This is a genomic window from Bacillus sp. PK3-037 (assembly GCF_054161355.1).
In genome coordinates this window covers 2,919,004-2,937,406 of the sequence record NZ_CP096408.1, presented here as the reverse complement: position 1 = coordinate 2,937,406, position 18,403 = coordinate 2,919,004, and the positions used below count along the sequence as shown (strand labels likewise).

18 protein-coding genes and 1 pseudogene are annotated in these 18,403 nt (G+C 46.7%); 15 read left to right on the top strand and 4 right to left on the bottom strand.

Annotation, left to right across the window (positions count from 1 at the left end; genetic code table 11):
* Entirely contained in the window at positions 1–1,623 is a 1,623-nt protein-coding gene (locus M1D69_RS15150) for a M4 family metallopeptidase (protein WP_458105630.1), read from the top strand.
* Positions 1,624–1,663: 40 nt separating this feature from the next.
* Here M1D69_RS15150 and M1D69_RS15145 read toward each other — a convergent pair whose 3' ends face one another.
* Positions 1,664–2,518, bottom strand: coding sequence for a DegV family protein (locus tag M1D69_RS15145; RefSeq protein WP_458105631.1), 855 nt, complete (start codon positions 2,516–2,518; stop codon positions 1,664–1,666).
* A gap of 138 nt (positions 2,519–2,656) precedes the next feature.
* Between M1D69_RS15145 and M1D69_RS15140 the strand changes: the two genes are divergently transcribed.
* Together M1D69_RS15140 and M1D69_RS15135 are read left to right on the top strand one after the other, a co-directional pair.
* Positions 2,657–3,499 carry a YitT family protein gene (locus M1D69_RS15140; RefSeq protein ID WP_458105632.1) on the top strand — a complete coding sequence of 281 codons (843 nt, stop codon included), beginning with the start codon at positions 2,657–2,659 and terminating at the stop codon, positions 3,497–3,499.
* An 18-nt stretch (positions 3,500–3,517) separates the two neighbouring features.
* Positions 3,518–3,973, top strand: a complete 456-nt coding sequence (locus tag M1D69_RS15135) for a BsuPI-related putative proteinase inhibitor (protein ID WP_458105633.1) — start codon at positions 3,518–3,520, stop codon at positions 3,971–3,973.
* 30 nt (positions 3,974–4,003) lie between these two features.
* Here the strand turns inward: M1D69_RS15135 and M1D69_RS15130 are convergent, their stop codons facing one another.
* The 3 genes from M1D69_RS15130 to M1D69_RS15120 all read right to left on the bottom strand — a co-directional run bounded on the left by M1D69_RS15130 (position 4,004) and on the right by M1D69_RS15120 (position 5,271).
* On the bottom strand, positions 4,004–4,201 hold the full coding sequence (locus M1D69_RS15130) for a DUF3813 domain-containing protein (RefSeq protein WP_003224518.1): 198 nt from the start codon (positions 4,199–4,201) through the stop codon (positions 4,004–4,006).
* The gene (locus M1D69_RS15125; protein WP_044156421.1) at positions 4,202–4,354 is read right to left on the bottom strand and encodes a hypothetical protein; all 153 of its coding nucleotides are present in this window, start codon (positions 4,352–4,354) and stop codon (positions 4,202–4,204) included.
* A gap of 104 nt (positions 4,355–4,458) precedes the next feature.
* Positions 4,459–5,271 carry a Cof-type HAD-IIB family hydrolase gene (locus tag M1D69_RS15120; RefSeq protein WP_458105634.1) on the bottom strand — a complete coding sequence of 271 codons (813 nt, stop codon included), beginning with the start codon at positions 5,269–5,271 and terminating at the stop codon, positions 4,459–4,461.
* 119 nt (positions 5,272–5,390) lie between these two features.
* On the opposite strand from M1D69_RS15120, the gene M1D69_RS15115 reads away from it, so the two are divergent.
* The 12 genes and pseudogenes from M1D69_RS15115 (at position 5,391) to argF (ending at position 18,399) form a co-directional block, all read left to right on the top strand.
* Positions 5,391–6,158, top strand: a complete 768-nt coding sequence (locus tag M1D69_RS15115) for a prolyl oligopeptidase family serine peptidase (protein ID WP_458105635.1) — start codon at positions 5,391–5,393, stop codon at positions 6,156–6,158.
* 63 nt (positions 6,159–6,221) lie between these two features.
* Entirely contained in the window at positions 6,222–6,530 is a 309-nt protein-coding gene (locus tag M1D69_RS15110) for a metal-sulfur cluster assembly factor (protein ID WP_003224525.1), read from the top strand.
* A 63-nt stretch (positions 6,531–6,593) separates the two neighbouring features.
* Complete coding sequence (locus tag M1D69_RS15105) at positions 6,594–6,764, top strand: YqaE/Pmp3 family membrane protein (protein WP_003224527.1); 171 nt, start codon at positions 6,594–6,596, stop codon at positions 6,762–6,764.
* A gap of 62 nt (positions 6,765–6,826) precedes the next feature.
* Positions 6,827–8,257, top strand: coding sequence for an FAD-binding oxidoreductase (locus tag M1D69_RS15100; protein ID WP_458105636.1), 1,431 nt, complete (start codon positions 6,827–6,829; stop codon positions 8,255–8,257).
* Between the two features lie 44 nt (positions 8,258–8,301).
* Positions 8,302–8,796 carry an MFS transporter gene (locus tag M1D69_RS15095; protein WP_458106138.1) on the top strand — a complete coding sequence of 165 codons (495 nt, stop codon included), beginning with the start codon at positions 8,302–8,304 and terminating at the stop codon, positions 8,794–8,796.
* Between the two features lie 203 nt (positions 8,797–8,999).
* Positions 9,000–10,037 (top strand): N-acetyl-gamma-glutamyl-phosphate reductase, encoded by a 1,038-nt coding sequence (gene argC, locus M1D69_RS15090; RefSeq protein WP_059352716.1) that lies wholly within the window; start codon positions 9,000–9,002, stop codon positions 10,035–10,037.
* A gap of 19 nt (positions 10,038–10,056) precedes the next feature.
* Positions 10,057–11,277: a bifunctional ornithine acetyltransferase/N-acetylglutamate synthase gene (gene argJ, locus M1D69_RS15085; RefSeq protein WP_458105637.1), complete on the top strand. Its 1,221-nt coding sequence runs from the start codon at positions 10,057–10,059 to the stop codon at positions 11,275–11,277.
* Positions 11,278–11,291: 14 nt separating this feature from the next.
* Positions 11,292–12,068: an acetylglutamate kinase gene (gene argB, locus M1D69_RS15080; protein WP_044156412.1), complete on the top strand. Its 777-nt coding sequence runs from the start codon at positions 11,292–11,294 to the stop codon at positions 12,066–12,068.
* Positions 12,065–13,222 (top strand): acetylornithine transaminase, encoded by a 1,158-nt coding sequence (locus M1D69_RS15075; protein ID WP_458105638.1) that lies wholly within the window; start codon positions 12,065–12,067, stop codon positions 13,220–13,222. The genes argB and M1D69_RS15075 overlap by 4 nt, the downstream gene beginning before the upstream one ends.
* A 70-nt stretch (positions 13,223–13,292) precedes the next feature.
* Complete coding sequence (locus M1D69_RS15070) at positions 13,293–14,354, top strand: carbamoyl phosphate synthase small subunit (protein ID WP_458105639.1); 1,062 nt, start codon at positions 13,293–13,295, stop codon at positions 14,352–14,354.
* The gene (locus M1D69_RS15065) at positions 14,347–17,439 is read left to right on the top strand and encodes a carbamoyl phosphate synthase large subunit (protein ID WP_458105640.1); all 3,093 of its coding nucleotides are present in this window, start codon (positions 14,347–14,349) and stop codon (positions 17,437–17,439) included. The genes M1D69_RS15070 and M1D69_RS15065 overlap by 8 nt, the downstream gene beginning before the upstream one ends.
* Positions 17,427–18,399 (top strand): annotated as a pseudogene (argF, locus tag M1D69_RS15060) (ornithine carbamoyltransferase). The gene M1D69_RS15065 and the pseudogene argF overlap by 13 nt, the downstream one beginning before the upstream one ends.
* The last annotated feature ends 4 nt before the right edge of the window (positions 18,400–18,403 follow it).

Here is an 18,403-nt window from a genome sequence, read left to right as displayed (position 1 = left end):
TTGCGTACACTGTTCAAAACATCTCTGTTCATGGCCGGCTTATGCACGGCGGCTCAATGTGTTTTTGCATCAAATGCCTCAGCAGATCAAAGCATCAAATACGACCATACGTATCAAACCCCTTCATACATCATCGAAAAATCACAGCCATCATGGCAGCCAGCTCAAAACCTAACGCAGAAAGAAGCGCTATTTTCATATCTGGACAAGCAACAAACCCATTTTAAGCTCAAAGGAAACGCGAACAGCCATTTTCGCATTTCAAAAACAATAAAGGATTCAAAGACAAATCAAACATTTTTTAAATTAGAGGAAGTGTATAAAGGGATTCCAGTTTACGGCTTTGGACAGGCGGTCGCGATGAAGGAAAACAAACAAGTGAAAAGTTTCTTTGGGAAGGTGCACCCGCAAATAAATGACATATCTGTCACACCGTCTGTATCTAAGAAAAAAGCCATACATACAGCGCGCCGTGCGCTTGAGGCCTCCATTGGAAAAATCGAGTATGTTGACGGAGAACCGAAAGCCGAATTATATATTTATCCGTACGAAGGCGCATATGATCTTGCCTACCTTGTAAGACTTTCGACGTCTGAACCTGAGCCTGGATATTGGCATTATTTCATCAATGCCAAAAGCGGAAAGGTCATCTATTCTTTTAATGACATTCATGAAGCAGCCGGTACAGGGATCGGCGTATCAGGCGAAGAAAAAAGCTTTGAAGTAACTGAACAGAATGGGCGTTATTATTTGGCTGACGAAACAAGGGGAAAAGGGATAAATACTTTTGACGCAAAGAACCTGAACGAAACCTTGTTTACCCTTTTGTCCCAATTGATCGGGTATACAGGCAGTGAAGTGGCCAGCGGCACGTCCGTATTTCATGACCCTGCGGCTGTAGATGCCCATGCAAACGCACAAACCGTTTACGACTATTACAGCCGCACGTTTGGCCGCCATTCTTTTGATCAAAACGGAGCGAGAATTACGTCTACCGTACATGTGGGAACACATTGGAACAATGCGGCGTGGAACGGTGTGCAGATGGTGTACGGGGATGGTGACGGCGCTAAGTTTAAGCCGCTGTCCGGATCGCTCGACATTGTGGCGCATGAAATGACACACGCGGTCACCCAGTATTCCGCCGGCCTTTTATATCAGGGAGAACCAGGCGCGCTAAACGAATCCATTTCTGACATTATGGCGGCGATGACAGACCGGGATGACTGGGAAATCGGCGAGGATGTATATACGCCGGATGTACGCGGGGATGCTTTACGTTCCTTAGAGGACCCTTCCAAGCAGGGGAATCCGGATCATTATTCAAACCGGTATACGGGCACAGAGGATTACGGCGGGGTGCATATCAATTCGTCGATCCACAATAAAGCGGCATATCTTCTCGCAGAAGGCGGCGTGCACCATGATGTGCGGGTTGAGGGGATCGGGCGTGAAGCTTGTGAGCAAATTTATTACCGGGCTTTGACATATTATGTAACGCCTTCTTCAGACTTCAGCATGATGAAGCAAGCGGCTATCGAAGCCGCCAATGATTTATACGGTGAAGACTCGAAGCAATCAGCTTCTGTCGAAAAGGCATATGACGCAGTCGGAATTCAATAAAAATGAAAACAGCCAGGGCTTTTTTAGCCTGGCTGTTTTTTTATGATCTACCCAGAAAAAATATCGCCAGTGTGCCCGGCCCGGAATGGGATCCGACAGCAGAGCCGATGGCGTGCATGATGATATCTTTCGGCTTAAACGCGTCTTCGATCAAGTGTTTCATTTCATTGGCTGTTCCTTCGTTAGCGGCATAGCTGATTCCGACGGTTTGATCGCTCCAATTGTCTCCGCGCTCTTTCATTAATTCAATAATCCGTTTGAACAGCTTTTTCTGTCCGCGGATTTTTTCTAGAGGCACAAGCTTGCCGTCCTCCATATGAAGAAGCGGTTTAATATTGAGCAGACCGCCGACAAATGCGGACGTTTTTGAAATTCGGCCGCCCCGGGCGAGGTACGTTAAATCATCGACTGTAAAAATGTGCTCAAGCTGTGCGCAAAAGCTCTTTACAGACGTTTCAATTTCTTGTATTGTATTTCCGTTGATACAGAGTTCGCGTGCATGCCGGACGGCCAGACCGCAGCCTAATGAAGCGCATTTGGAATCAATCACCCGCAAATCAAAATCGGGGAATTCTTCCTTCACTTCATTGGCGATCATGACGGCTGTCTGATAGGTGCCGGAGAGTCCTGAGGAAAAAGCGATGTAAAGTGCGGGCTCTCCTGTTTCGGCATATTGCAAAAATACATTTTTAATGGTTTGCGGTGAGGCTTGGGACGTCTTTGGCGCTTCCCCATTTTGCATCGCTTCAAATATTTGTTCCGCATGAATCGTGACTGCATCTTCATATTCTTTGTCGCCGAGAGAAACCCTAAGCGGGATAAAGCCAATGCCGTTTTCCTCAAAATAAGAACGAGGCAGATCAGCGGCGCTGTCAGCGATGAGATGAACTGTCATTTTGCTTCCCTTCTTTCCGTTTATCGCTCGTCATCATATGATTTAAGCCAACTATATCATATTAATTTGTCAAAATCGTGTTCAAATATTTGTTTTAAGGGAAAACATAATAAAGAAGAATGAGCGGAGGAACATGCCATGGTACTAGATCAAACAAAAAAATTACTCATCGTCATCATCGGGGCTTTACTTAATGCGGCCGGGCTGAACTTATTTCTGATTCCGGCAGATGTATATGCCAGCGGATTCACAGGTGTCGCCCAGCTTTTATCAAGCGTCGTTGACCAATATGCCCCTTTCTACATATCGACGGGAACGCTCTTGTTCCTCTTAAATATTCCGGTCGGTATTTTAGGATGGCTGAAGGTCGGCAGATCGTTTACGGTGTACAGCATTTTGAGTGTCGCGCTGACCACATTGTTTATGGGAATCCTGCCGGAAATGAGACTGTCTCAAGACATCCTGCTGAACGCGGTATTCGGCGGTGTGATTTCCGCTGTCGGAATCGGTTTAACATTAAAGTACGGCGCTTCAACAGGCGGCCTTGATATCGTCGCTATGGTGCTGGCCAAATGGAAGGATAAACCCGTCGGCACGTATTTCTTTATTCTGAACGGGATTATCATTCTGACGGCAGGATTATTGCAAGGTTGGGAGAAAGCTTTATATACCCTTGTTACTTTGTATGTGACAACGAGGGTGATCGACGCGATTCACACCCGCCACATGAAGCTTACGGCAATGATCGTGACGAAAAAAGCGGACGAAATCAAAGAAGCCATTTACGGAAAAATGGTGCGGGGCATAACGACTGTCCCAGCCAAAGGAGCTTTTACAAACGAGCAGAAAGAAATGATGATTATCGTCATCACGAGGTATGAATTGTACGATTTAGAAAAAATCGTAAAAGAAGTGGACCCGAAAGCATTTACAAACATTGTCCAAACGACCGGGATTTTTGGTTTCTTTAGAAAAGACTGACGAAAGCAGGTGGAAGTCGTGAAACGGCTGCTTGTGATGCTTTTGCCTGTGGTGCTATTAATAGGCTGCGGGAAAAATGAGCAGACAGAACCCGATAAGGAGGTATCAGGCGGAATGGAGAATCAAGAGGTTGTTTTATCTGTTGACGCAATTCAGGAGCCTGAACAAATCAAGTTTAACATGTCACTGAAGAACCAAAGCGAACGTGCTGTCGAGTTTCAATTCAGCACTGGACAAAAATTTGAACTTGTCGTGTATGATTCTGAGCACAAAGAAAGATACCGTTATTCGAAAGACAAAATGTTTACGCAGGCTTTTCAAAACCTGACGCTTGAATCGGGAGAAACCTATGATTTCTCTGATGAATGGAAGGAAGTACCGGAGCCGGGGACATACGAGGTGAAGGTGACGTTTAAGGGCAGAGCGGAGAATCTTAAGCAGGTCCAGGCTGTTCAGCAGTTTGAGGTCAAATAATAGGCTATGGCGAATCGCCATAGCCCTTTTTTATTGCAATTTATCCAGTTGATCTTGAAATTGATGAAGCTGTTGACGTTCCGCATCTGTCGAATTGGCATACGCAGAAGACACAGCATTTTTGGCTCTCAGAATCGCTTGCTCCTGATCGCCTTCCTCAAAGCCGTTTGTCACCATGACAGCCTGTTGAACAAATGATTTCGCCTGCTGAAAGAGTTCGTTTCTCATTTAGTATTCAACCTGTCTTTCGGCCGAATCTCGTGCCGCGGCATGCTGGTGAGCTTCTTCTAATGTAGACCGATATGGAAATCTTGCGGCGTGTAGCCCGATGGAGTCTTTACCCTGCTGAATAAACCTTTTGGATTTGCTTCGTTTACCCATTGTGAGACTGCCCCCTTCCATACTTTGACGAGATGAGTCGTCTCCCATAGTATGCTGGGGCGGGTAAAGGTTTATAAGTGGGAAAAATTAAAACACTCCGCTCTTTATATTGAGAAATATTCTTTCAAAAATTGGGCGACCCCGTCTTCTTCATTGGAACCCGTCGTTTTGTCAGCGATCTGCTTGACTGCGTCAATTCCATTTCCCATGGCGACGCCGCATCCTGCAAATTCAAGCATTTCCAAGTCGTTATCTTCATCGCCAAAAGCGATGATCCGTTCTCGCGGCACGCCGTAGTAATCGCTGATTTTCCGCAAGCCAATCGCTTTGTTCATGCCGCTTTTAATAATCTCAATCACATGCCACGGGGCTGCCCATCTTCTGTGATCGATCACCTCGGCGTGCACATCTGTTAGATAAGCGCGTATCTCTGGCACATCTTCCTCTTTCGCATGGATGAGCACAGAGGTGACATCCTCGCCGAGATTTTTACGCAAATCGCCGACGGTGACATTTGTTGTGTTCATGTTAAAGGCATCAATCAGATGCTCATCATGATAATGGAAGTACACATCATCGATGACTTCAGCAAGTATATTATGTACGTTGTAGGTCTCGCTGATATCCACAAGCTGTTTGACAACTTGAAGCGGCAGTGAGGTATGATACCGTCCCCAGCTGTCATCTTGCGGATGGTGGACAAACGCTCCGTTGAAATTGACGATCGGCGTTGTCAGCTTCATCTGCTCGTAGTATATGGAACTTGAACGGTACGGCCGGCCGGTGGAGATGCAGACGTAATGTCCGTCATTTTTTAGACGCTGTATCGTTTGAAGGGTGTTTTCTGATATTGTTTTATCGTCCTTTAATAATGTTCCATCTAAATCTAATGCGATTACATAGGGTTTTGTCTCCATGAAAAGCTCCTTTAACCTTAGATTTTGCGTAAGTTGCCTTAATTACAGTGTAGCTTTTTACCATCTTTATTGTCTACATGTTACACTTATGATTATGGTTATCCTAAGGAGGGGACATTGTGATTCAAATTGAAAATCAAACCGTTTCCGGCATTCCGTTTTTACATATTGTAAAAGAAGAGAACAGGCACCGTGCCGTTCCTCTTGTTTTCTTTATACATGGCTTTACAAGCGCAAAGGAACACAACCTTCATATTGCTTATCTGCTTGCGGAGAAGGGCTTTAGAGCCGTTCTGCCGGAGGCGCTGCACCATGGTGAACGGGGAGAGCAAATGGCTGTTGAAAAGCTGGCCGGCCATTTTTGGGACATCGTGCTAAACGAGATTGAAGAGCTTGAAGTACTCAAGAGCCATTTTGAGAAGGAAGGCCTGATAGACGGCGGCCGTATCGGGCTTGCGGGTACATCAATGGGCGGCATTACAACGCTTGGCGCTTTAACGGTTTATGATTGGGTACAAGCCGGCGTCAGCCTGATGGGAAGCCCGAATTATGTCGAGCTGTTTCAGCAGCAGATCGACCACATCAAATCTCAGGGCATCGATATTGATGTGCCGGAGGAAAGGGTGCGGGAACTCATGGAGCGCCTTAAAGTGCTGGATCTCAGCCTTCAGCCGGAGAAACTTCGCCAGCGCCCGCTTTTATTTTGGCATGGCGTTAAAGATCAAGTCGTGCCTTACGCGCCGACCCGGAAATTTTATGATACGATTAAATCTTATTACAGCGAGCAGCCGGAACATCTCCAGTTTATTGCGGATGAACGAGCCGATCACAAAGTGCCGCGGGCCGCTGTGTTAAAAACCGTTGAATGGTTTGAAACGCATTTATAAAGCACAAAGGTGTAAACACAGGCCGGATTTACGTTATACTGTAGAAAAAAGGAGTGAGGGAATGTGGAAGAAGCATTAAAAGAAAACATTATGGGCGCCCTGGAACAGGTTGTCGACCCTGAGCTTGGCGTTGATATCGTAAACCTCGGGTTAGTATACGATGTTGATATGGATGAAGACGGCTTAACGCACGTCACAATGACACTGACGTCAATGGGATGCCCTTTAGCGCCGATTATTGTTGATGAAGTGAAAAAAGCGCTTGCGGACATTCCGGAAGTGAAAGAGACGGAAGTTCACATTGTGTGGAATCCGCCGTGGACTCGGGACAAAATGTCAAGATATGCAAAAATCGCGCTTGGCATACAATAAAACAAAAGAGGACAGCCTTACTGTGAGGCTGTCCTTTTTACAGCTGAAAAGGAGTGAAGCAAAATGATGTACCTGCTAGCCGTTCTATGTCCGCCGCTTGCTGTTTTGTTTACGGGAAAGCCGTTTCAGGCCCTGCTCAATCTCATACTGACATGCATCTTTTGGCTGCCGGGCGCCATTCACGCTTGTTTTATCGTGGCTGACCGCCGCGCTGAAAAACGGGCAAGACGATAATCTGGAAAAAAGAGGACGCAAACATGGTATAATGGCCATAAAAAAACAGCAGGGAGAGCGCCATGAAAAAGAAATTGCTTGCATTCGCGCTGTGCACCGGTGCGTATGCGGCCCTGTTTGCGTACTCTGTTCATTCAGAGCAAAAAAGCGGTTCCGGCGAGATGACCGATGTCAGCCGCTTGATGCCGGTGAAAATTAAGCAGACAGTGAAAGGGCAGGAAGAAAATAACCTCATTGACACAGTCAAAGAGGCCAATCGAAAAAACATAAAAATCTCAATAGCCGGAACCCAGCATTCGATGGGCGGCCATACATATTACGAGGACGGCATCGTTCTTGACATGACAGGCTACAACAAAATTCTCGCTTTCGATAAAGAGAAAAAAACCATCAGGGTCCAAAGCGGGGCGACGTGGAATGACATACAGAAATACGTAAATCCATACGGGCTTGCGGTAAAAGTCATGCAGTCACAAAATATTTTCACAATCGGAGGATCTCTCAGCGCCAATGCCCACGGGCGTGATATCCGCTATGGATCGCTGATTGATACAGTCAAATCATTCCGTCTTTTAAAAGCCGACGGCACAATTATCACTGTCACTCCAAAAGATGACTTATTTTCAGCGGTCATCGGCGGGTACGGTCTTTTTGGTGTGATTCTCGATGCTGAGCTTGAATTAACGGATGACGAGCTGTACGTCATGCAGACGGAAAAAATGAACTACAGTACATATGCTGACTATTTTACAAAGCATGTCAAAGGCAATCCGGGTGTCCGCATGCACCTCGCTCGCATCTCAACAGCAGAAAAAGGATTTCTGAAAGACATGTATGTCACAAATTACGTATTATCAGAAGAGCAGAATCAGCTGACATCTTACAGCGATCTCAAAAAGGATGAGCATACACAAGTGACGAAATTCGCGCTCGGCCTGTCAAGAAGGTACGGGTGGGGCAGAAACTGGCTGTGGAATACCCAGCAATCCTATTTTCTGAGCCAAAATGGAACAAAGATTTCACGCAATAACGTCATGCGGTCAGAATCAAAATTTCTCGAATACGAAAACAATGAAAATACAGACGTGCTGCAGGAATACTTTGTGCCGGTGAAGGAGTACGCTTCCTATATTGACGACCTGAGACAAACGCTGTCACACGAAGACCTGAATCTGCTTAATATCACGATCCGGTATGTGCAAAAAAACGAAAAGGCCGACCTGTCTTATGCGAAGGATGATATGTTTTCGCTCGTGCTTTTAATCAACGAGGGCTTTTCAAAAGAAGACCAGGCTGACGCTGCCAGAATCATCAGGCGTATGACAGACGTCGCGCTCAAACACGGAGGAAGCTATTATCTGCCGTATATGACATATCAGACAAAAGAGCAAATGAAACAGGCGTATCCGAAAAGCGAAGCGTTTTTTCAGAAAAAACGGACGTATGATCCGGATGAGCGGTTTATGAATTACTTTTATCAGAGGTATAAATAATGGGGAAAAACAAATTAAAATGGCTGACACTTTCACAAAGCAGCGTGTTTTTCGCAAGCAGTTTAATCTTTCCGTTTTATATTCTGTTTGTGAAGAATATCGGCTCAAGCTACACGCAGTTCGGGTTTTCCTACGGATTATTCGGACTGAGCGGAGCGCTCATTTACCCGCTCCTCGGCCGGCTTTCTGAAAGGATCGACAGCCGCTATTATCTGCTTGCGAACTCATGGGGCATGGCGGTTCTGCTTTTGTATGTCCCGCATGTAAACAGCGTTCTTCAAGTGTACATCGTGCAAGTGCTGTTAGGTCTCTTTGGGGCGATGCAAAAACACGGAGAAAAAGTATTAATCGCCGACTTTACAGACGCCGGGGAACGCGGAAAAAAGATTGGGAATTATCATTTTTGGACCGCTGTTTTTTCAGCGGCTGCCATTATGCTCGGCGGTTTTCTCGCCGACTTTTTTACGGTGCAAATGATTTTTTATACAAGCTCTATTCTATATTTTCTGAGCGGATTGATGATGATGAAAACAGGCTGACACGGTCAGCCTGTTTTTTTATGCAGCTGCAAATGGCGCCGGATCAACAATTGAAGCGGTTTCTGCCTGATTTTTAATCGCCGATTTTTTTATTGAACAGAAATTTTATAAATGAATAAAAATATTAAATATACGATTGAATTAATTTTTATTCATGTTATAATGTTAAATAATTTCACAAAGACCAAGAAGGTGAATTCGTTTTGAAAATAGGAATTGTAGGCGCTACGGGTTATGGAGGCGCCGAACTTGTCAGGATTCTTACTCATCATCCTCATGCAGAAGAATGTATACTTTATTCATCCAGCGGGGAGGGGAAGGTCTATAGTCATGTTTATCCTCATCTTACCGGCTTGGCTGAGCAGAAGCTCAAGCCCATTGATATGAATACAATCAAACAGGAAATCGATGTCATGTTTCTTGCTGCGCCCCCGGGAGTATCAAGTGAACTGACTCCGCAGCTTGCAGAGGCGGGAATTCCGGTTATTGATCTGTCAGGTGATCTGAGGATCCAAGAGCCTGCTGTATATGAAAAGTGGTATAAACGGACAGCGGCACCAAAAGAAACAATTCAAGAGGCGGTTTACGGCCTTTCGGAGCTGAATCAAAGGAACATTCAGCAGGCGAAGCTCATCGCCAATCCGGGGTGTTTTCCGACGGCTGTGCTGCTAGGCCTCGCGCCGTTGGCTCAACAAAAGCTTCTTGATGAATCGTTCGTTATCGTTGATGCGAAAACAGGCGTTTCCGGTGCGGGGAGAAAAGCGTCCATGGGAACCCATTTTTCTGAGCTTAACGACAATTTTAAAATTTATAAAGTAAATGAACATCAGCACACCCCTGAGATTGAACAGACGTTAAAAGAATGGCAGCCAGGGTTGAAGGCTATTACATTTTCTGCTCACTTGGTTCCGATGACAAGGGGAATCATGGCGACAATGTATACGCAATTAACATCTGATCTATCTGCAGAAGATCTGCACGATTTATATTCGGAATTTTACCAAGATTCATATTTTGTGAGAGTGAGGCCAAAGGGTCATTACCCGCAAACGAAGGAAGTGTTCGGCAGCAATTTCTGCGATGTATCCGTTACCCTCGACGAAAGAACGAACAGGGTCACGATCGTTTCGGTAATTGATAATCTGATGAAGGGTGCCGCTGGGCAGGCAGTACAAAATTTCAATATCATGAATGGCTGGAACGAAGAGACAGGTCTTACCATGACACCAATTTATCCATAGAACAGGAGAGAATCGAACCATGATTCAGTTGAGTGAAGATCAAATAGTGAAAGTAAAAGGCGATGTATCCTCGCCAAAAGGATTTCAGGCAAAGGGCGTGCATTGCGGGCTGCGCTACTCGAAAAAAGACCTTGGCGTCATTATCAGCGAGACACCGGCAGTGAGCGCGGCAGTTTATACGCAAAGCCACTTTCAGGCGGCTCCGATTAAAGTCACACAGGACAGCTTAAAGCATGGATCAGCTCTGAAAGCAGTCATTGTCAACAGCGCCATTGCCAATGCTTGTACAGGGGAACAAGGCTTAGAGGACGCATACAAAATGCGGGAGAACCTCGCTTTACAGCTGGGCATTGAGCCGGAGCTTGTCGCCGTTTCTTCAACTGGTGTCATCGGCGAACATTTAAATATGGAAAACATTCAGGCCGGCATCGAGCTTTTGAAAGAAACGCCTGCGGGATCTGGAGATTTCGAGGAAGCGATTTTAACGACAGATACCGTCATCAAGCAAACGTGCTATGAACTGACAATCGGCGGTCAAAAAGTCACCATCGGCGGAGCGGCTAAAGGCTCCGGAATGATTCACCCAAACATGGCAACGATGCTGGGGTTTGTGACAACAGACGCGGCAATCGAAGAAAAAACGCTGCAAAAAGCGCTCCGCGACATCACTGACGTCTCTTTTAATCAAATTACAGTTGACGGAGAAACCTCTACCAATGACATGGTATTGGTCATGGCAAATGGCTGCGCGGAAAATGAGTGCCTTACGGAAGACCATAAAGACTGGCCGATCTTTAAAAAAGCGCTTCTTATGGCTTGTGAAGATTTGGCTAAGGAGATTGCCAGAGACGGAGAAGGCGCGACAAAACTAATCGAAGCCCAAGTAAAAGGGGCGAAAAACAATCTTGATGCAAACATGATTGCCAAAAAAATTGTCGGGTCGAACCTCGTAAAAACTGCTGTATACGGAACAGACGCGAACTGGGGGCGCATTATCGGTGCTATCGGGCACAGCGCGGCTCAGGTGAAGGCTGAAGAAGTAGAGGTTTATCTCGGGGGCCAATGCCTGTTTAAAAACAACGAGCCTCAGCCATTCTCTGAATCTCTCGCGAAAGAATATCTCGAAGGAGACGAGATTGCCATTGTCATCAAGATGCATGAAGGAGACGGGAACGGAAGAGCATGGGGCTGTGATCTGACCTATGATTATATCAAAATTAATGCGAGCTATCGCACGTAATAAAGGGGAGCACAATGAAGAAAACAATCGTTTTTAAATGCGGGGGAAGTGTCATCCGTGAGCTGTCGGAAGAATTTTTTCAAAACCTGAAAGAATTGATGGAATCAGGATGGAAATTGGCAATCGTGCACGGCGGCGGACCGGAAATCACACATATGCTGAAACGGTTAAACATCAAAACAGAGTTTGCAGGCGGACAGCGGAAAACAACCAAACCGGTATTGGAAGTCGCTGAAATGGTACTGTCCGGCTCAGTGAATAAATTTTTCGTTGCCGAGCTTGCAAAACACGGGCTCCGGGCTGCGGGAGTGTCCGGCAAGGATGGAGGCCTTCTCGAAGCAGACTATCTCGATCCGGACACATACGGGGAAGTCGGAGAAATTAAAAAGGTTAATGCCTCTATGGTAAACGCGCTGATGGATGAAGGCATCATTCCGGTAATTGCGCCCCTGTCTTTGACGAGCGATTACAAAACACTGAATGTCAATGCTGATCTTGCGGCTTCGGCAGTCGCCGGAGCGCTGAAAGCCGATAAGCTGATGTTCGTCACAGACGTGGAAGGAATTATGAAGGAAAAACAGCGTCTCGACATCCTGACCCCTGAGGAAATTCAGACTCTCATTAAACAGGAAGTGATCACAGGCGGGATGATACCAAAGGTCAATTCAGCCTTGTCAGCATTATCGGATCAAGTATCAGAAGTGATGATCGTAAATGGAAAAGGATCGTTTTTCTCAGATCAAACATTTCAAGGAACAAAAATCGTTAAAGCAAAGGAGGCTGTTTCATGAGCAGCTTGTTTCAAACCTACGGACGGTGGAACATTGAGATAAAGAAAGCGAAGGGAACTTGCGTTGAGGATCAAAACGGCAAAACATACCTCGATTTCATTCAAGGGATTGCGGTTTCCAACCTAGGCCACTGCCATGAAGCGGTCACAGAAGCGGTCAAAAAACAGCTCGACAGCGTATGGCACGTATCCAATCTGTTTGAAAACAGTCTTCAGGAGCAAGCGGCACAGCAGTTAGCGGCAAACAGTGCCGGAGATCTCGTTTTTTTCTGCAACAGCGGAGCGGAAGCGAATGAAGGCGCGATTAAGCTGGCGCGAAAAGCAACTGGAAAAACGAAAATCATCACATTTCTCCAATCATTCCACGGCCGCACCTATGCAGGGATGGCAGCTACCGGACAGGATAAAATCAAAACAGGCTTCGGCCCGATGCTGGAAGGCTTTTACTACCTCCCGTACAATGATCCTGCCGCTTTTGATGCTCTTGGGGAGGAAGACGGCATAGCCGCGGTCATGCTTGAGACCGTACAGGGAGAAGGCGGAGTCAATCCGGCCAGTGCAGAATTTTTAACAGCCGTACAGTCGTTTTGCAAGGAAAAGCAGGCGCTTCTGATCGTAGATGAAATTCAGACCGGCATTGGACGGACAGGAAAAGGCTTCGCATACGAACACTTCGGCCTCTCACCTGATATCATCACAGCTGCAAAAGGATTGGGGAACGGCTTTCCAGTCGGTGCGGTAATCGGCAAGAAAGAGCTGGGAGCAGCGTTTACTCCTGGATCTCACGGAACGACCTTCGGAGGGAATATGCTGGCGATGGCTGCCGTTAATGCAACATTGCAGGTTGTATTCCAGCCTGAATTTCTGCAAGAGGCTGCTGATAAGGGTGCGTTTTTGAAAGAACAGCTGGAGGCTGAACTGAAGAGTCCTTTTGTGAGGCAAATCCGCGGCAAAGGATTAATGCTTGGAATTGAGTGTGATGGGCCGGTTGCAGACATCATTGCTGAATTGCAGACATTAGGCTTGCTCGTACTGCCGGCCGGACCGAACGTGATTCGTCTGCTGCCGCCGCTCACCGTGACAAAGGATGAAATAACAGAAGCCGTCAGCAAGCTGAAACAAGCGATTGCTCAGCATACCGCTGTTAATTTGTAATTTTTTTTCGATATGAAAGCATAAAAATTCATTTTTATAATTAATTATTCATCAAGAGGTGGGCTTTTAGATGGAAGGTTATTTAGTGTTAGAAGATGGAACAGTGTTCAGCGGAGAACTGGACGGACATGAAGATTGTACGGGCGAAGCTGTGTTTTTCACAGGAATGACGGGCTATCAGGAAGTGCTGACAGACCCGTCATACAAAGGACAGATTATCGTATTTACGTACCCGCTGATCGGCAACTACGGCATTAATGAAAACGACTTTGAAAGCAAAAAACCGCAAGTGAAAGCAGCGGTTGTTTACGAGGCGTGCGAACATTTTTCTCATCATGAAGCGGTATACAGTCTTAAGGAATATCTGAAAAAATGGAACATCCCGCTCTTGTCCCATGTCGATACGAGGGCTGTCGTCAAAAAAATTCGCGCGAACGGAACGATGGGGGCGTCTGTCACTGCTTCTAAAGAAGCGGCTGAGATTGCCCTGCAGCCTGAGAACGTCGCAGAACAGGCGTCCGCACAGGACATGAGCACAATCGGCGAAGGGAATAAACATATCGCTCTCATTGACTTTGGCTATAAAAAATCAATTGCATCATCACTCGTGAAACGAGGCTGCAAGGTCACAGTTGTACCGTATCAGCAAATGGAATCGGTTTACGGCATAAAGCCGGACGGTGTCGTGTTATCCAACGGACCCGGAGATCCGAAAGCCATTACACCGCATATGGAACAAATCAAAAACATTGTCAATCGCTTTCCGACACTCGGCATATGTCTCGGCCACCAGCTGATTGCGCTCGCTTTCGGCGGGAACACGTTTAAGCTGCCGTTCGGACACAGGGGCGCAAACCATCCGGTCATCGACCGTGAAACGAAGCGGGTGTTCATGACCAGCCAAAATCACAGCTATGTGGTCGATGAAAAATCCATTAATCAAGAAGAGCTGACGATTAGATTCCACCATGTCAATGACACGTCAGTTGAAGGGCTTTCCCATAAAAAGCTGCCTGTCATGAGTGTGCAATTTCATCCGGAAGCCCATCCAGGGCCGGCGGAAAGCGAATGGATTTTTGATGATTATTTAAAGAATGTGATACCAGCAAGGAGAGAAATCGCCCATGCCTAAAGACACCAGTATTTCAAGCATATTAGTAATCGGCTCAGGCCCGATCATCATCGGCCAGGCGGCAGAATTTGATTATTCAGGCACTCAAGGGTGCATCGCGCTCAAGGAAGAAGGCTATCGGGTTATTCTCGTCAACAACAACCCGGCAACAATTATGACCGATGAAGCTTTCGCGGATGACATATATTTTGAACCGCTGACGGCAGAAAGCCTGACAGACATTATTAAGAAAGAAAAGCCCGACGGACTTCTGGCCAATTTAGGCGGGCAGACTGCACTGAATCTAGCGGTTGAACTTGAAGAAGCGGGTATCTTAAAGGCGCACGGCGTCAAACTTCTGGGTACATCCGTTGATACGATACAAAAAGGAGAGGACCGGGAAAAATTTCGTTCTTTAATGAACGAGCTGAATCAGCCAGTTCCAGAGAGCGAAATTGTCGATAACGAAACAGATGCCCTTCGTTTTGCGGAATCCATCGGCTTTCCGGTCATTATTCGGCCTGCTTACACGTTAGGCGGAAAAGGCGGGGGCATCGCACCTACGAAAGAAGCATTTGCCGCCATGATCAAGCAAGCGCTTCTGGCTAGCCCGATCAATCAATGTCTGGTAGAAAAGAGCATTGCCGGCTTTAAAGAAATTGAATATGAAGTGATGCGCGACAGCAACAACACATGCATTACTGTCTGTAATATGGAAAACATCGATCCGGTCGGTGTGCATACAGGCGATTCGATTGTAGTGGCGCCTTCACAAACATTAACTGATGAAGACTATCAAATGCTCCGAACGGCAAGTCTGACGATCATTTCGGCACTTGATGTCGTAGGCGGCTGCAACATTCAGTTTGCGCTTGATCCGTTCAGCAAGCAATACTACGTCATTGAAGTGAATCCGCGTGTGAGCCGTTCATCTGCTCTCGCGTCAAAAGCAACAGGTTATCCCATTGCGAAAATGGCTGCGAAATTGGCTGTCGGATACACGCTTGATGAATTAAAAAACCCGCTTACAGGCTCCACTTATGCGAGCTTCGAACCGGCATTGGACTATGTCATCGTCAAGTTTCCGCGCTGGCCGTTTGATAAATTCAAAAACGCGGACCGCAAGCTCGGCACAAAAATGAAAGCCACCGGAGAAGTGATGGCGATTGAACGTAATGTAGAAGCGGCGATCCAAAAGGCGGCAGCCTCCCTTGAGCTGAAAAACGTCGGCACGCATCTGCCGGAGCTCGGCGGCTTATCAATTGAAGCGCTCTGGGAGCTGGCAATCACACCTGACGATCGAAGATTTTTCGTTGTGATGGAGCTGTTAAGCCGAAGCATATCAATAGAAGAAATCCATGCAAAAACAAAAATCGACCCGTTTTTCCTTCACACCTTTAACAATATCATCAAGCTGGAAAATCAGATCATGGAAGCGGGGAGCGACCTCTCTTTTGATTTATTGAAAAAGGCAAAGGAAAAAGGATTTTCAGACGCAACGATTGCCTCGCTTATCGGCAAGACAGAGGCAGAGGTGCGAGCTCTTCGCAAGGAGAAGGGGATTACGCCTTCCTTCAAAATTGTTGATACTTGCGCAGCTGAGTTTGATGCGAAAACCAACTATTTTTACTCCACGTATTTCGGAGAAACCGATGGAGACATCAGCCGCAAAGAGAAAAAGCGCGCGCTGATTATCGGCTCAGGACCGATTCGCATCGGCCAGGGCGTTGAATTCGATTACAGTGCTGTTCATGGGGTGTTAACGCTGCAAAAGCTTGGATTCGAAACGATTATGATTAATAACAACCCGGAAACCGTGAGCACAGATTATGAAATTGCGGATCGCCTGTATTTTGAGCCCCTGACAACGGAGCACATATTAAACGTGGCGGAGCAGGAAAACATTGACTTTGCGATCGTGCAGTTCGGCGGCCAAACCGCGATCAATGCTGCTGAAGCGCTAGAAAAAGCCGGAATCACGCTTCTCGGCACATCGTTTGAAACGCTCGACGTGTTAGAGGATCGCGATCAATTTTATCAGCTTCTTGATGAACTCGGATTGCAGCACGCTAAAGGAGAAATTGCTTATACAAAAGAAGAGGCTGCAGAGAAAGCAAACGGCATCGGCTATCCGGTATTAATCCGTCCTTCTTATGTCATTGGCGGAATGGGCATGATCATCGTTGAATCGGAAGCTGCGCTTTCTCAGCTGCTGGACGGAGAAGACAGCATGCCGTATCCCATTTTAATTGATCAGTACGTGTCAGGAAAAGAAGTCGAAATTGATCTGATTTCCGATGGTGAAGAAGTCTTTATCCCGACATATACCGAACATATTGAGCGGGCGGGCGTCCACTCAGGAGACAGCTTCGCCATTCTCCCGGGACCTTCTGTCACAAATAAGCTGCAGCAGGGAATAAAAGATGCTGCTCAAAAAATTGCCCAAAAGCTTTCGTTTAAAGGCATTATGAACATCCAATTTGTGATCGATAACGAAACCATTCTCGTCCTTGAAGTGAACCCGAGAGCGAGCCGTACAGTTCCGGTCGTCAGCAAAGTCATGGGCGTCCCGATGATTCCGCTCGCCACACGGCTGCTGGCGGGGGCATCTCTAAAAGATGTAAACCCGGCAATTCAAAATCACCATGGTGTTGCTGTAAAGTTCCCGGTCTTTTCATCACATGCGATTCAAGATGTAGATGTAAAGCTTGGACCGGAAATGAAATCGACAGGAGAAGGCATGTGTGTTGCATACGACGCCGACAGCGCCTTGAAAAAAATCTACACGCGTGTTTGGAATCAAAAAGGAAGCATTTATTTGCAAAACGGACCGGAAGATTTGAAGACATTAGCGGAAAACGCCGGCTTTAAGGTTCATGAAGGCACATTCGCCTCCTGGATGGAACAGGATGAAAAAGCGCTCCATATCCATTTGAACGGCTCTGAAGAAGCACGCAACGAGCGTTTGGAAGCCATGACACACGGCATTACCGTCTTTACTGAAGAGGAAACCGTACGGGCGTTTTTGCAAAGCGGATCAGGCAGTCCGCATCCTGTTTCCCTCAGAGATCTTTATAAAAAGGAAGTGGCATCATGCACACAGTGAATATGGGAGAAACGCAAACCAGTCTATTCGGAAAAGACCTATTAACGCTAAAAGATCTCAGTGAACAGGACATCAGCGCGTTGCTTGCTGAAGCCAGTGAACTGAAACAAAACAAGATTCAGCCTATTTTTCAAGGCAAAACCCTTGCGATGATTTTTGAAAAATCATCCACCCGGACTCGTGTTTCATTTGAGGCCGGCATGGCGCAGCTTGGCGGAAACGCCCTCTTTTTAAGCCAGAAAGATCTGCAGCTGGGCCGCGGTGAAACTGTGGCTGACACGGCAAAAGTGCTCTCGGGCTATGTAGATGCAATCATGATCCGGACCTTTGAGCATGAAAAGGTGGAGGAGCTTGCTGAACACGCTGATATTCCGGTCATCAACGGGCTTACTGATAAATATCATCCTTGCCAGGCGCTGGCGGACCTATTGACGATCAAGGAAATCAAAGGCGATCTCAAAGGTGTGAAAGTCGCATATATCGGTGACGGAAATAATGTGGCGCACTCTCTGATGATCGGCTGCGCAAAAATGGGCTGTGATATCTCGATTGCTTCGCCTAAGGGATACGAAGTGTTAGACGAAGCGGCGGAAGCAGCCAAGGCATCTGCCCTTCAATCCGGTGCTTCCGTTACACTTACAGCTGATCCGATTGAAGCCGTAAAAAATGCGGACGTCATTTATTCAGATGTATTCACAAGCATGGGACAGGAAGCGGAAGAGCAAGAGCGTCTCACAGTCTTCTCGCCTTACCAGGTGAATGCATCGCTTGTCAGCCATGCTAAACCTGACTATACATTTTTGCACTGTCTTCCTGCACACCGTGAAGAAGAAGTGACGGCAGAGATTATTGACGGTCCGAATTCTGCTGTATTCCAGCAGGCTGAAAACCGTCTCCATGTGCAAAAAGCGCTGTTAAAGGCGATCCTTTACAAAGGAAAATAACCGAAAAAACTGCTGAGCCG